Genomic DNA, 14,241 nt, shown 5'->3' with positions numbered 1-14,241 from the left:
TCAGCTCTGAGCATGAAAAAAGACCTTGAATACTTTTCTTTATTTGGACTATAAAGATTCTCCCAAAAATCAGGCTATATTAACTTATTTTTTACTGGTTATGGGCATTAATGAAAATATCTGAATGATTAGTAATAAACAAAAATTGTTTTAAACGACGTGATTGTTTACATTAGGCTTGAAGAAAATTTAATATTAATACAGTAAACAGTCCGGTAAACGGTTTTAAAGTATATATCTAAAATAGTGCTAAAATTCGGGCATTTTTTCAAACTCATAACCCGAAGGTCGCTGGTTCGAGTCCAGTCCCCGCTACTAAGTAAAAAAGGCTTCTGATTTCTCAGAAGCCTTTTTTTATATCTTGTATTTCTTTTTTATTACGCTCCGCAAACAAAAATACATGACCTATTAAACATTTGTAAAACTATATTATACATATAATAATTTCTTATTTTCCTACATAGATTGGCAGTATCCAAGATTTGAGTAAATTACCGTTAAAAGAGATGTATAGCAACTAGTTGCTTTATACAATTGTTAGGCACAAGCTGAAAAAAGGAAATGCGAATGAACGAGAATAATATAGCGGAAATTATAGATTTGCAAGTAAAAGCAAAAATTGCAGACCTATCTGAATGGAAGCAAGTGAGATGGGAAGGCGGGCGTCTATACTATGAAAAGACAAAAATCGTTCATGAGCTTAAAGACTATTCTATTGAAAATCAAATTTTATATCTCGAAAAATTACTGGACTCTGAGTTTAAAATACAGGACAACTTACCAAGTGAGGCTCCAGACATTACTCTGAATTTTAAAAACTGGTTGGTTAAGACTATTTCACAACTAAAAATTAAATCAATTCAGAATAGTAAAGAACTAAATCATCAAAATTCGACTGAAATCGAACTGGATGACCTAGGTTTCGACGAAATTATCGTCAAGACTTTAAGTAGTCGGATTAACGAAATCACTAAAGGAATTAGAGCAGAAACGCCGTTATCAATTATCTTCTTATCAGGCAGCACTTTAGAAGGTATTCTTCTTGGACTGGCAAAAAAATATCCAAAACTATTCAATGAAACAAAATCCTCTCCAAAAGACGACAATGGAAAGGTCAAAAAGCTATCCCAATGGACTTTAAACAACTTGATTAATAGCTCGTTTGAAATCGGATTGATAAAGGAAGATTTGAAGAAATTTAGTCATGTTCTAAGGGATTTTAGAAACTTTATTCACCCATTCGAACAAATTAACTCTGGACTTAATCCGACTATGGACACAGCAATGTTATGTTGGCAAGTTTTGCAAATGTCAATTACGCAAATAAAGGAAAACCGAAGCATACTGGAGAAAAAAGCCTGTGCCTAACAAAACCTAAACGTAATGCGGACTTTAGGGCAAAACCGAAAGGTCTATGTATATTTATGAAGTCGCTAAATCTTATGGATTTAGCATTGGACAAGAAAAAATAAAACTAAACAATAAGCTTTAGCTTCGTGCGCAGACGGAAACGAAAAGTTTCCTTGCCTCCGCACTACGCTTAGCCGAGACCGTTGTAAACAGTTATGAAGAAACTGGGAATTTTAGTATTTGGACTACTTCTTTTAACTAATTGTGTTGAGGAAAAAGATACTGTAAATAAAAAATTTAACCCATTCCAAAATAATGATGGACTCAAAAGTCAATTCTTCGACCTAGACACTATTGGATGGAAGGAGGTAGTTGGAAAAAAAGGGACTATAATTTATTACAATCGGGATTACTTTAATGTTGATTCGACCGACAAAATCACTTTGGAATTAAGAGAGTACTACGAGCTTTCAGATTTAATAAAAAGTAATATCCGAACTTTGACAGGCGACAGTGAGTTGCTTGAATCTTTAGGTGTTGTATTTTTGGAATTCAAAAAGAATGGACAAAAAATTAACCTAAAAGACAACAATAACATTAGCATACGATTTCCTCTGGAGTTTTCTGGACAAGACAAAATATTTACTGGCAAAATTGACTCTATTGGACAAATCTCATGGTCTGAAACTAAAAGTTTCTTCACTGTTATGTATTATAATCAAGAATACGGTATAGATATGCCTCGTGAAGTCACAATGGATTCTTTACCACATTATCAGCAACTGTGGCGTAAACAAGATAGTATATATCAAGCAAAATACGGAGCGTACGATAGAATTAAAGAATCGGTGGGCAATTCCGTTTCTATAAACAACTTAGGCTGGTTAAACATAGACAGATATGTGGAAAACCCGTCTAAAATGGATTTTGAAATTAACAATCCAAAAGAGATAGATGGTATTATAATTTATTTTGTTTATGAAGATTATAATTCTTTTGCAAGCTTTGTACCTAACAATAAGGACCATATAACTTTAAAAAGAATTCCAATTGTTCCAAAGACTTCTATTGTTGTAGTGGGTATTAAAGGCGAACAACTTTTCGCAGAGAAATTATCGACAGAAAAGAAGCAACCTATCAAATTGAAATTAAAAAAAATCAGTAAGTCTGAATTAATGAAATTATTTGAAAAATAACTGTTTACAACAAAAGTAACCGTTGCACAAACCACTGACAAGACAAAAAAACAGATTCATATAAGCCTCTTTACGGGGCTTTTTTTATGTCCGAACAGAAACGGAATTCTAATTTTGGATGCTTGGTAGAAGCGCTTAGTAAATATTGATACTAGCTCCTAATATATCCGGCTGGGAGATTACCCTTCTACGATGTGCAGACAGGGCATTTGGTTTATTTACAAAGAAGAAAGGATCAATACTAAAGTCATATCAATTTGAATAATACGGTTCGAACATATTCTCTAGAAGCGTATTTTTAATACCTTAATGAAAACATATGAATGTAAAGGATATGGATCACTCCACATTCATCATTAATCCGTAGTGCAGTTTTCTTTATTAACGAATAGCCAAACTAAACTCTACCATGAAATCAAATACTAGAAGAAAATTCATTAAAAAAGCTTCCATTCTGCCTATTGGTTTGATCCTAGGGAATACTCCATTGGAACGTACCTATCTGTCGCAAGACAATTTACCGTTGACCAGCTCAATTTCTAAGATCAAACTTAGTCTGAATGCATGGTCCTACAACATCCCTCTTTTTAATTATATGAAAGGAAATGCTGGAGGAATGAGTCTCTTTGAATTGTTAAAAGAATGTGCTCGGCTGGATTTTGATGCTGTTGACCCAACAGGGTATTTTTTCCCGGGATATCCAGAAGTTCCAAAGACCTCTTTTATAAACGATTTCAAGCGGCGTGCATTTCAGCTTGGGCTAGATATAAGTGGCACCGGCATAAGAACAGACTTTGCCACAGCCAATAAGAAAAGGAGAATGGCCGACGTGGAATTAACGAAACAATGGATTGAGGTTGCCGCAAGAATGGGTGCTCCGGTAATTCGTGTTTTTGCAGGACACCGTCCCGAAGAACACACCTGGGATGAAGCCGCAGTTTGGGTTTCTGATGCCTTGGCCGAATGTGCCGAACATGGTAAACAATATGGTGTCCTAGTAGGTGTCCAAAATCATGGTGGCATGCTAACAAATGCCGACGAGATATTGAAGATACTTTCTATGGCCCAATCCAATTGGTTAGGGTCTATTGTTGACACTGGTTTTTTCATGACTTCAAACCCTTATGCGGACATTGAGCGTGTTATACCATATGCGGTCAACTGGCAAGTAAAAGATTTGCTTCAGGACAGAAAAGGCGGGGAAATTGATTTATTGAAACTGGTCAATATTATAAGAGCATCCAATTACCGTGGCTACCTCCCTATTGAAACCCTTCCTATACCGGGTCGGGAAGATGAGTACGATGCATATAAGAGAGTGCCGATACTATTAGCCAATCTGCGAAAGGCTCTTGCTTAGGTTGGATAGTAAAAAATGAAGTTGTACTTGAGGGTGAATGATCTGAGCAACCCTAATCAAGTCCATATTCGCTAACCATGTTCTCTCCGATGAATCAATCACCAGTATAAAAAGTAGAGTGCCGCACATTGATAACCAACATAACACTTTACTAAAAAAAATAATTAAACCTCACCTATAGCAACAACCCCGGCACAACCTGAGGTTGTACTTGAACTACCCGCCTTTGTCTTTATTTCTGACAGCATCCGCAATAACCTCTCAAACATTCTCTTAAATACTCAATATTCACAAAGGATATCTCTTTAAAGTATTCTTTTGCGCTATTAATTCCTTCAAATTCTTTACTTAGATTTTACAAATAGATAACAATACTGCTCTTTCTTAAAAACATAGAAGAAGTACATTAGATGCCTCCTATGTTACTCGAACACATAGTTATAATACCATCAGCCAAATTCTCCATTAAAGAGCTTCAAATAACCCCCTAAAAAAATTAGCACATAATCATGAGCCATTTCTTAAAAATCATTCTTATTGGTCTTCTATTTACGCACTCCTCGAACATTTTTGCATTAACTACACCTGTGCAAAAGCACGGCCCTAAAATGCCAAAAAGAGGTATATGTGCGCACAGAGGCGCTAGTGAACTACATCCCGAAAACACTATATCAGCATTTAAAGAAGCTGTCCGCTTGGGTGCACAGATGATTGAATTTGATGTAAGAATGACAATTGACAATAAACTAATTATCATGCACGACGCCACGGTCGACCGAACTACAGATGGATCAGGCTCTGTAGAAGACCTAACATGGAATGAAATTAAACAGCTTGATGCAGGAGCATGGAAATCAAAAAAATTTAAAGGAGAAAGGGTACCCTTACTAGAAGAAGTACTTGATATTTTTCCAAAAAATATTTGGTTGAACGTACATTTAAAAGGAGATAAAAAATTAGGCATTGCTGTTGCCAAAACAATTCTTGCCAAGAATAGATCGCATCAGGCCATAATAGCATGTAATAATGAAAGTGCCAAGGGTGTTAGACAAGTAAACACCAATATTATGATTTGTAATATGGAAAGAACCAGTTCCCGGAATGACTATATCCAAACTACAACTAAAGGGGAGTTTGCAGCCATACAACTCTTAAAAAAAAGAGACAACACGAGTATCCTCAAAGACATTGAAATACTAAAAGTCAATCATATAAAAATTAACTATTTCTACAGTAATACTCCCGAAGAGGGTATAGAATTACTCAACAAAGGAGTTGATTTCATTTTAACGGATAATTTATCTGAAATGCTTGCTGCTGCACAAGCCATAGGAATTGAACTATCTCGTTAAGTCCCGAGTCTTATTATAAAAAATCTATTTATTGATACCTAGACTCAATGCCTTCCCCTATACTTAATGATTACTTAACTTTTTTCCTCCTTTAAGTTGATATGCGCGTAATTATCTTTCGTCCTTGAAAATATTAAATGACACCCAACAATTTTGATGAAATATCTGACACACGACTTCTTATACTCATAAGAGAAGGGAATGAACTAGCTTTTCGTCAAATTTATAATAGGTACTGGAAACAGCTCTATGCCTATGCCTTAAATATTTTAGAAGACAAAGCACTTACCGAAGACACTATCCAAGAAATCTTTATTAAGATTTGGACAAATAGGGAATCTACCCAAATAGAACGATTAAAGAATTATCTTTTTAATGCTGTTAGAAACAATGCACTACTAAAATTAAGAGATAATAAATTTTCGACTCTAAACGAACAAATTATAAGTACTCTGAGTTTAAGCCCCGAAGCTGAACAAAATCTAAATCTAGAGGATTTAACTCTTCTTATCAAAGATGCCGCTTCAAATCTCCCGGCAAAGCGAAGAGAAATTTTCCTAATGAGCAGACTACAAAATTATTCAATCACTGAAATTGCAGATTTTTTTAATATTTCACATCGTAGTGTGGAGAATCAATTATATCTAGCCTCTAAAGAGCTCAGAAGTACACTTGGAAAATCATTGCAGTTCTTACTCATTTTCTGGAATATCTAGTCAAAAGTTAACTGCCTCTATATTTAATGTTACCAATAGGTTAATTCAAGCCTTTTTCGAATTTGAGACGTGAGTGCCCCCCACCTTTTTGTGTCCTGATATCATAACAGGATAATTGTGACCAAGAAAGAATTCTTTAGTTTATTAGACAAACATGAAAATGGTACTTGTTCCAAAAAAGAAAAGGAACTTCTACTTGAATTCTGTGATAAAGCCCAAGGGAAAAATAAAATGGATTCTTGGAATTTATTGGAGACGGAACAAACAAGAATTCGATTACTGAAAAATATCACTACCGCTTTAAAGCTTAGCGAGACCAGAACTATCAACAGTAAGAAAATATCTTGGAGATATCTTGGGGCCATTGCAGCAACGTTTATAGGCCTAATTGCCATTGTCTACCTATTCCAAAAAAATAATAGCTTACCAAATAACATGATTACTTTAGAGCTCGAAGGTGGCTCTTTAAAGGTCTTAGATGAGCATTCTACAACTAAACTGTTCGATGAACAAGGTAAACTCTTTGGAAAGCAAAAGAAAAGACAACTTGTCTATTATCCTTCAAACTCAACAAGTGAACTTGCATATAATACACTAAATGTTCCTAATGGAAAAACCTTTGACATCTTATTATCCGACAGTACCATCGTACATCTCAATGCCGGTTCATCACTAAAATACCCTATCAAATTTTTAAGGGGAGGTGAAAGAAAAATATTTCTATCAGGGGAGGCTTATTTGAATGTAAAGAAAGATTCTCTGCGCCCATTTATAGTAAATACCGAAGAGTTGAACATTAGGGTACTTGGTACTCAATTTAATATCAATGCATACCCGGAAGATGAAGTTGCCGAAGTTGTTCTAATTGAAGGCTCCGTGAGTCTCTACCAACATGAGGAAAATTTTCTAGAGAAAGGTACCTTACTCACTCCCGGACATAAAGCAAGCTTCAATAAAAAACAAAGAGAATTTTCTAAAGAGAAGGTTTTACCCGACCTCTATACTTCATGGATGCAAAATGAACTGGTTTTTAGAAAAATGACTTTTGAAAATATTCTAAGAAAATTGGAGAGACATTACAATGTCAAAATCTCAAATGATAATTTAAGTATATCGAAAGAAAAATTCAATGCTAATCTAGGTAAAAATACCCCTATAGAAGCTGTGCTTCAAGATTTGAAAATAACTTATAATATCAATTATACCATTAGTGGAAATCAAATAAATATAACAGAATAAAAAACCATAACACTTATGAACTAGAACAACTAAAGTAAAAATCCAATAATAAAAAGCACTCTAGTATTAATAAAAAAAATCGAGAAATGCGTCAACATTTCCCGATTGGACTAAAGTGATTTTTCTAAAAGAATTACCACAATATAACGCTATAAAAGTATGAAAAAACTTCTTAACCTTACAAGAAGCCTCTCCCCGTTTCAAAAATTCACTTATAAAATGAGACTTTGCATTTTACTCATTTTAGTTTCTTTTTTTAAAATTAACGCTAATGAAAATTATTCATTACAAACCAAGATCACATTAAATTATGATAACATATCCGTAAGTGACCTCATTGACACCATTGAGAACTCCACAGATTTTCGTTTCGTATATAAAATTAACGCCGTTGACTTAGATCGATCCGTATCTATTAATGTCAAGAACATACCAATTGATACTTTACTTGACTTAATATTCTCAAAAACAAAAACCGATTACAAAGTCATCCAAACCCGCATATTCCTTACAGAATCCAAATTAAAAATTGATGTAAATAATAGGACTAAGCATCAAATTCCCGATCTAAAAGATTTACAAAAATTGATCAATGGTACCATTACCGATGAAAATGGAAATCCATTACCAGGCGCTAGCATTGTTGAAAAAGGAACTACCAATGGTACCACCTCTGATTTTGATGGCAACTACATGATTGATGTGTCTGACAACGCTGCAACATTAATAGTCTCCTATATTGGCTACACAACTAGAGAAATAGTAGTAGAAAAAAGAACGGAAATCTATATACAACTAGAACCAGATGCAATGGAACTGTCAGGTGTTGTTGTAACGGCCCTAGGAATCAAAAGAGAAGAAAAATCATTAGGATATTCGGCACAGACTATAAATGAAAAGTCCGTTAAGGATGCCAAGACTAACAACTGGGTAAACTCCCTTTCAGGAAAGGTAGCAGGACTGAACATTCAAGGTGCCGGAGCCGGACCAATGGGATCGGCACGTATAACTCTTAGAGGCGAATCATCGCTAAATTTAGAAAACAATCAGGCATTAGTAGTTGTTGATGGTGTTCCAATTAGTAGCAAAATTACTGGTACAGGTTTCTCATCATACCTTTCAGCAGACAGCCCTGTGGATTATGGGTCAACCTTATCCGATATCAATCCTGACGACATTGAGGAAATGACTGTTTTAAAAGGACCAGGTGCCACGGCATTATATGGTAGCAGAGCAGGTAACGGTGCCATTATTATTACCACCAAATCCGGTTCAAAACAAAAAAATGGGATTGGCATCACTATTAACTCCAATTTTAATACCGAATCAGTCAACCGTTATCCCGACTATCAATTTGAATATGGTGAGGGGCGCACTTCTGAATATTACTCGTATCTAGATAGTCCAGACGGCTTAAACACTAGTACCAACGTGGGTGCGGGCAGAGCATGGGGCCCAAAATTTTCAGGACAATCCTATTTCCAGTATAACCCCAACACACCTGATGGCAGACCTACTGAGCGCACTCCTTGGGTACCCTATAAAAACTATATTTCAGGATTTTTTAGAACTGGCACAACTACTTCCAACAGTATTTCCTTAGAAGGCGGTGGAGACAATGGATCCGCAAGATTTTCACTAACTCATTTAAAAAACAAATGGATTATACCTAATACGGGTTTTGAACGCATTAACGCCTCATTATCGGTAAACCAAAAAATTTCCGATAAGTTGAAAATCACCGGTAAAGCTAACTATACCAACAAAACTAGTGACAACCTACCGGCTGCTGGTTACAATAATCAATCTCTAATGTATTTTCTGATTCTTGGTACTGCCCCGAGTATAAACCCTGAATGGTTTGACCCTTATTGGCAACCCGGTTTAGAGGATGTTGAACAAAAAAATCCTTTTAACCCAGGGCCGGACAATCCACTTTTGGGTATGTATGAAATGTTGAACACAATGAATAAACATGGTGTTATTGCTAATATTTCACTAGACTATGAATTTTCCAAAAAGTTAAGTCTTAAAGTTCGTTCCGGCCTAGATATGGCGTATGAATTCCGAACTCAACAGCGGCCATTTAGTATGACTAAATTTCCTAGAGGCTCTTACCGCGAACAGGACGTATTCAGTTATGAGTCCAATACAGATTTCCTATTAACGTATACAGGAAATCTGGGCAACAAAATTGGTTTTACAGTATCCGGTGGAGGTAATGCTATGCGACAGAATTATAATTTTACCGGAAAATATGCTGATCAATTGGCGCAACCAGGTATCTATCAAATTTCCAATAGTTTAGACCAAGCAGTATTAGATCCCATAAGGACAGAGAAAGCTACCAATAGCCTATATGCAATCTCACAACTATCATTCTTAAATGACCGTATTTTTTTAGATCTTACCGGCCGTAATGACTGGTCAAGTACCTTACCACTAAAAAACAACTCTTTTTTCTATCCATCGGTAAGTACCAGTTTCTTGGTTAGTGATCTAATAACACTTCCAGAAGTTGTTTCTTTTGCAAAACTTCGCCTTTCATGGGCGCAAGTAGGTAATGATACCCGCCCTTATCAAACCGCTAAATACTATGATCGAGTTTTAAGCAATAGCTTTACAAACCCGACCACTCTTTTCAATAACGAATTAAAACCTGAAATTACGACAAGCTATGAGATTGGAGTAGATCTACGATTATTAAAAAATCGGTTAGGATTAGACGCGACTTATTATACTAATGACAGTCGTAACCAGATTTTAGCAATTCCCTTAGACCCGGTATCTGGCTATTCGAACGCATTAATTAATGCGGGGCTGATCAATAGTCAAGGTTTGGAACTTAAATTGACTGCCAAACCTATTAATAATGAAAATCTAAAATGGAATACAACCTTGATATGGTCAAGGAATCGTAGTTATGTCAAGGAACTTTCCGATGGAATAGAAACTCAGGTTATATATGCCCGTGGGAGTAACGTATCTATAGAAGCCCGAGTTGGAGGCCTTATGGGAGATCTCTACGGCAGAGGATTCCAACGCTCTCCAGATGGGCAGATTATCTACTCATCTGCCGGCCTTCCTGCGGAATTAGATCCGGTAGCTAAAAAACTAGGGAATGCCTTTCCTGATTGGAAGGGTAGTATTATGAACGAAATCTCATTGGGTCGGTTCAAGTTCAGTATGCTTTTGGATGGTCAAACAGGAGGAAGTATATATTCCCACACAAACCATAAGAGTAATACCTTAGGTAAAACCAAAGTGACATTACCAGGCCGTGAAACCGGTATTATAGGAGACGGAGTAGTATTACAACAAGATGGTTCTTACACCCCTAATACAATAAATGTTCCCGCAGATTCCTATTATAATAATTACTACAAGAGCAGTAACGCCGAAACTAACATCTTTAGCACTGATTTTCTCAAAATACGCGAGGTTAGACTAGAGTATAGATTCACTAAGAATTTACTGGATAAAATTGGATTGCAAGGGGCAACTATCGCTTTGTTCGGAAGGGACTTGTTCAATTTTACTAAGTTTCCCGGTTTTGATCCAGAAGGTGGCAATCTGAACAACGGTACGTTAACCCCTGGGGTGGAATTGGCTCAATTTCCCTCCACACGTTCTATCGGAACCAATCTCACTTTAAAATTTTAAACCTTATCTACTTAAAAACATGTACAAAAAACTTATAAATACCGTGCTGATCTTTACAATCTTGTTGACTGGTTGTACAAAAGATTTTGAAGAAATAAACACTGACCCCAACAGACCTGAAGAAATAACACCTGGGGTACTTTTAGGGCAGTTGCAATACCGCATGGTGAATTCTGCAATTCAATCATCAAGATCATTCACTCATGAGTTAATGCAAGTAGATGTACCAAGAGAAAGTACAGGTGGTGGCGGTCAACATCGTTACGTTATAAATCCAGGAGAAGGTGTTTGGACTTCGTTCTATAGTTATCTGACAGATATTAAAGATTTACAGACTATTTCAGAAGAGCTAAATGAGGATAATTATAGAGGCATCGCATTAGTGTATAAATCTTGGGCATTTTCCATTTTAACAGATCTATATGGTGATATCCCCTATTTTGAAGCTACTTCCGCAGGTGATGGTGTTTTTCAACCAAAATTTGACAAACAGAAAGATATTTATGTACAAATATTGAATGATTTGGAAATAGCCAACTCTCTATTTGACGATTCTAAAGCCCTCACTTACGGTGGAGATTTGGTCTATGACGCAAACGAACTATCGGGTGATAGTAACCCTGGCATAACCAAATGGAAAAAATTTGCCAATTCACTGCGTTTAAGACTTTTATTGAGAATTTCCAAACGCGATGGTGAGATAGATGTAACGTCACAAATCAACACTATATTAAGTGACCCGGAGACCTATCCCGTTTTTACCAGTATAGATGATAACGCAATTTTCAATTATACCGGTTCGTTCCCCTACTTTAACCCATATTATAATGCACGTACGGTGGATTGGAGCGAAAATGTCTACTTTACAAAATTCTTTATTGACGGACTTAATGACTCCGAAGATCCAAGACGCAATGTATGGGCGCTCACTGTGGAACAAGATGGTCAAAACATTTATAAAGGAGCAGAAAGCGGTTACCCTGTAACCACCCAACACGTTGTAGGACAGAATTCCAGTTATAGTGATAATCTTAAAACGTTTCCTCAACTAGGTATCATGATGACCTATGCCGAAGTAGAATTTATTAAAGCAGAACTTGCCTTAAAAAATTATCCTACCGGCCAACAGCCAAAAGATCATTACGCATCAGGAATAATGGCTTCTATGGCACAATGGGGGGCACCTATGCCAAATGACTTTTTAGAACGAGAAAATATTAAATACGATACTTCAGCTACAACCGAAGGCCAGATGACGCAAATTATGTTGCAAAAATACTATGCCTACTTTTTTGTAGACTACCAATCTTGGTTCGAAAAACGCAGGACTGGATACCCTGAACTTCCAAGAGGAGAGGGTATTCCCTTGGAAAACAACTTTCCCTCTAGAATTCCCTACCCCACCTACCTTCAATCTTTAAACCCAAATAACTTGGAGGCTGCAGTGAATAATATGGGTGGAGATAATAGTGATATTAAGGTTTGGTGGGATAAGTAATTCACCTAAATATATCATAAGCATGAAAAGTATTCGAAAAAAGAAAATAAGCGGTATTCTGGCGATTATCCTGTTGACATTTACAGCTGTTGCACAAGACTCTAAAAAAGAACAGAAAATAAAAACTCTTGTCGTTTTTTTTGATGGCCTCCGTCCTGATTACATAACTCCCGAACTGATGCCTAACGTCTATTCTTTTTCCCAATCCGGAAGCTACGGCAAAAGGCACCATAGTGTTTTCCCAACTGTAACAAGGGTTAATGCCACTTCATTTTCCACTGGTAGTTATCCTACTACACATGGTCTAATGGGCAATTCTGTCTATTTTCCAGAAATCAATAAAAAAAAAGGCATAAATACAGGGGATAACCGAGAGTTGGAAAAAATTAACAAGGCTACAAATGGCGGATTACTTACTACCACAACTTTAGGGGAGATAATTCAAAAAGCGGGAGCCAGAATGATGGTATTCAGTTCTGGTTCCACAGGTCAGGCGCTTATGCAAAACCATACCGTCGCGGGTGGAGCTATTATCAACCCTGAACTCATTTTACCTATATCGCTAAAAGAGGAAATTATCAAGGAAATTGGTCCCATACCTGAAAAGAAGAAGCCTAATAAAGCTCAACATCAATGGATAACGAATGCCTTCATGAAGTATGGACTTGATTCCAATGGTCCATTAGTTAGTTCGATTTGGTATTCCGACCCAAACGGCACGGCACACAGCAATGGAATAGGAGATTCAACTGTGACCGAAGCAATTAAATTTGTTGATGCTGAATTCGGGAGAATATTGAATGAGATGAAGAGACGCAATCTCAAACAGTATTTTAATATAATCATTTCAGCAGATCATGGATTTGTTACACATATAGGTAATACAACAATTTCTGATTTTTTGATTAATGAAGGATTAAAAAAAGACAGGGATAGTGACGATGTGGTTGTTGTGGGAAGAGCTATTTATGTTGAAAACCATAATGCTATTACCATACAAAAAATAGTTACCGCATTACAAAATCAAGATTGGATAGGAGCTATTTTTTCTAAGGCAAAAAACCCAGGTGAACTAACAGGAAGTATTCAAGGAACCTTATCATTTGAATCGATACACTGGAACCACAAAGAGCGTGCTGCGGATATTATGGTTGATGTAAATTGGAATGACAGTATTAACGAAAATGGTTACGCGGGAAAAGGTTATTCAAAAGGCTTAGCTGGACATGGAGGTCTTAGCCCTTATGAAGTGAATATTGCTTTATTAGTAAAAGGACCAAGCTTCAAGAAAAACATCGAAAGTGTATTACCTACATCAAATATTGATATTGCCCCGACTATATTAGCGATCCACGGCTTACCAATACCTGAAACAATGAATGGCAGAGTTATTGGAGAACTATTGACAGGGAAGACGGCAAATAAAAATACACAGCCAATTAAGGAGACTATTAAAACAACCGTTGCAATAGAAGGTGGCAGTTATAATCTAATTCTAAACCGGACAGTTTTAGGTGAATATTTCTATGTTGATTCTGCCCAAGTAGAAAGAACTCTCAAAAAATAAGGTGGGCTAAAGACAAACGTTTTGGGTTTGAAATTTAATTTTTACAACTGTTCTCTTCACCTAACAGACTAACACACTATTAGATATATTATAAACCCAAAAAACAGGTAAAATTGAAAGAGTAAAAGTAAGCTGCAAGGCGTCACACCAGCAAACCTTACCCATGGTTTACTGATATGACGCTTTTTACTTTTTACAATCCTAGGGGGAAAAATTTTAGCAGCTGTTTTGCAATAAGCTCAACCATATATTCAGAGGAAAAAAACTATAGAAATAATAATATCCCCCTACTTTTAGTCG

General features: G+C 36.3%; 9 protein-coding genes. All 9 read left to right on the top strand.

The features are described from left to right. The first annotated feature begins 567 nt into the window (after positions 1 to 567). Positions 568 to 1,368, top strand: a complete 801-nt coding sequence (locus tag H9565_RS04955) for a hypothetical protein (RefSeq protein ID WP_215438076.1) — start codon at positions 568 to 570, stop codon at positions 1,366 to 1,368. A 197-nt stretch (positions 1,369 to 1,565) separates the two neighbouring features. Further along, positions 1,566 to 2,546, top strand: a complete 981-nt coding sequence (locus H9565_RS04950) for a hypothetical protein (protein ID WP_215438075.1) — start codon at positions 1,566 to 1,568, stop codon at positions 2,544 to 2,546. Between the two features lie 409 nt (positions 2,547 to 2,955). Beyond that, complete coding sequence (locus H9565_RS04945; protein ID WP_215438074.1) at positions 2,956 to 3,906, top strand: sugar phosphate isomerase/epimerase family protein; 951 nt, start codon at positions 2,956 to 2,958, stop codon at positions 3,904 to 3,906. A gap of 509 nt (positions 3,907 to 4,415) precedes the next feature. Further along, positions 4,416 to 5,258 (top strand): glycerophosphodiester phosphodiesterase, encoded by an 843-nt coding sequence (locus H9565_RS04940; protein WP_215438073.1) that lies wholly within the window; start codon positions 4,416 to 4,418, stop codon positions 5,256 to 5,258. A gap of 137 nt (positions 5,259 to 5,395) precedes the next feature. Further along, entirely contained in the window at positions 5,396 to 5,974 is a 579-nt protein-coding gene (locus H9565_RS04935; RefSeq protein WP_215438072.1) for an RNA polymerase sigma factor, read from the top strand. 117 nt (positions 5,975 to 6,091) lie between these two features. Beyond that, positions 6,092 to 7,213: a FecR family protein gene (locus H9565_RS04930; RefSeq protein ID WP_215438071.1), complete on the top strand. Its 1,122-nt coding sequence runs from the start codon at positions 6,092 to 6,094 to the stop codon at positions 7,211 to 7,213. 159 nt (positions 7,214 to 7,372) lie between these two features. Further along, positions 7,373 to 10,876 carry a SusC/RagA family TonB-linked outer membrane protein gene (locus tag H9565_RS04925; protein ID WP_215438070.1) on the top strand — a complete coding sequence of 1,168 codons (3,504 nt, stop codon included), beginning with the start codon at positions 7,373 to 7,375 and terminating at the stop codon, positions 10,874 to 10,876. A gap of 19 nt (positions 10,877 to 10,895) precedes the next feature. Beyond that, complete coding sequence (locus H9565_RS04920; RefSeq protein WP_215438069.1) at positions 10,896 to 12,374, top strand: SusD/RagB family nutrient-binding outer membrane lipoprotein; 1,479 nt, start codon at positions 10,896 to 10,898, stop codon at positions 12,372 to 12,374. Between the two features lie 22 nt (positions 12,375 to 12,396). Further along, positions 12,397 to 13,941, top strand: a complete 1,545-nt coding sequence (locus H9565_RS04915; protein ID WP_215438068.1) for an alkaline phosphatase family protein — start codon at positions 12,397 to 12,399, stop codon at positions 13,939 to 13,941. The last annotated feature ends 300 nt before the right edge of the window (positions 13,942 to 14,241 follow it).

This window comes from Zobellia russellii (assembly GCF_018728565.1).
GTDB classification, from domain to species: domain Bacteria; phylum Bacteroidota; class Bacteroidia; order Flavobacteriales; family Flavobacteriaceae; genus Zobellia; species Zobellia russellii.
Note: the sequence above shows the minus strand (reverse complement) of the source record. Positions and strands in the feature narration are given on the sequence as shown.

Excerpts from the sequence above, each read along its gene's own strand:
- H9565_RS04955 (WP_215438076.1), top strand. The coding sequence starts at position 568 with ATGAACGAGAATAATATAGCGGAAATTATAGATTTGCAAGTAAAAGCA.
- H9565_RS04950 (WP_215438075.1), top strand. The coding sequence starts at position 1,566 with ATGAAGAAACTGGGAATTTTAGTATTTGGACTACTTCTTTTAACTAAT.
- H9565_RS04945 (WP_215438074.1), top strand. The coding sequence starts at position 2,956 with ATGAAATCAAATACTAGAAGAAAATTCATTAAAAAAGCTTCCATTCTG.
- H9565_RS04940 (WP_215438073.1), top strand. The coding sequence starts at position 4,416 with ATGAGCCATTTCTTAAAAATCATTCTTATTGGTCTTCTATTTACGCAC.
- H9565_RS04935 (WP_215438072.1), top strand. The coding sequence starts at position 5,396 with ATGACACCCAACAATTTTGATGAAATATCTGACACACGACTTCTTATA.
- H9565_RS04925 (WP_215438070.1), top strand. The coding sequence starts at position 7,373 with ATGAAAAAACTTCTTAACCTTACAAGAAGCCTCTCCCCGTTTCAAAAA.
- H9565_RS04920 (WP_215438069.1), top strand. The coding sequence starts at position 10,896 with ATGTACAAAAAACTTATAAATACCGTGCTGATCTTTACAATCTTGTTG.
- H9565_RS04915 (WP_215438068.1), top strand. The coding sequence starts at position 12,397 with ATGAAAAGTATTCGAAAAAAGAAAATAAGCGGTATTCTGGCGATTATC.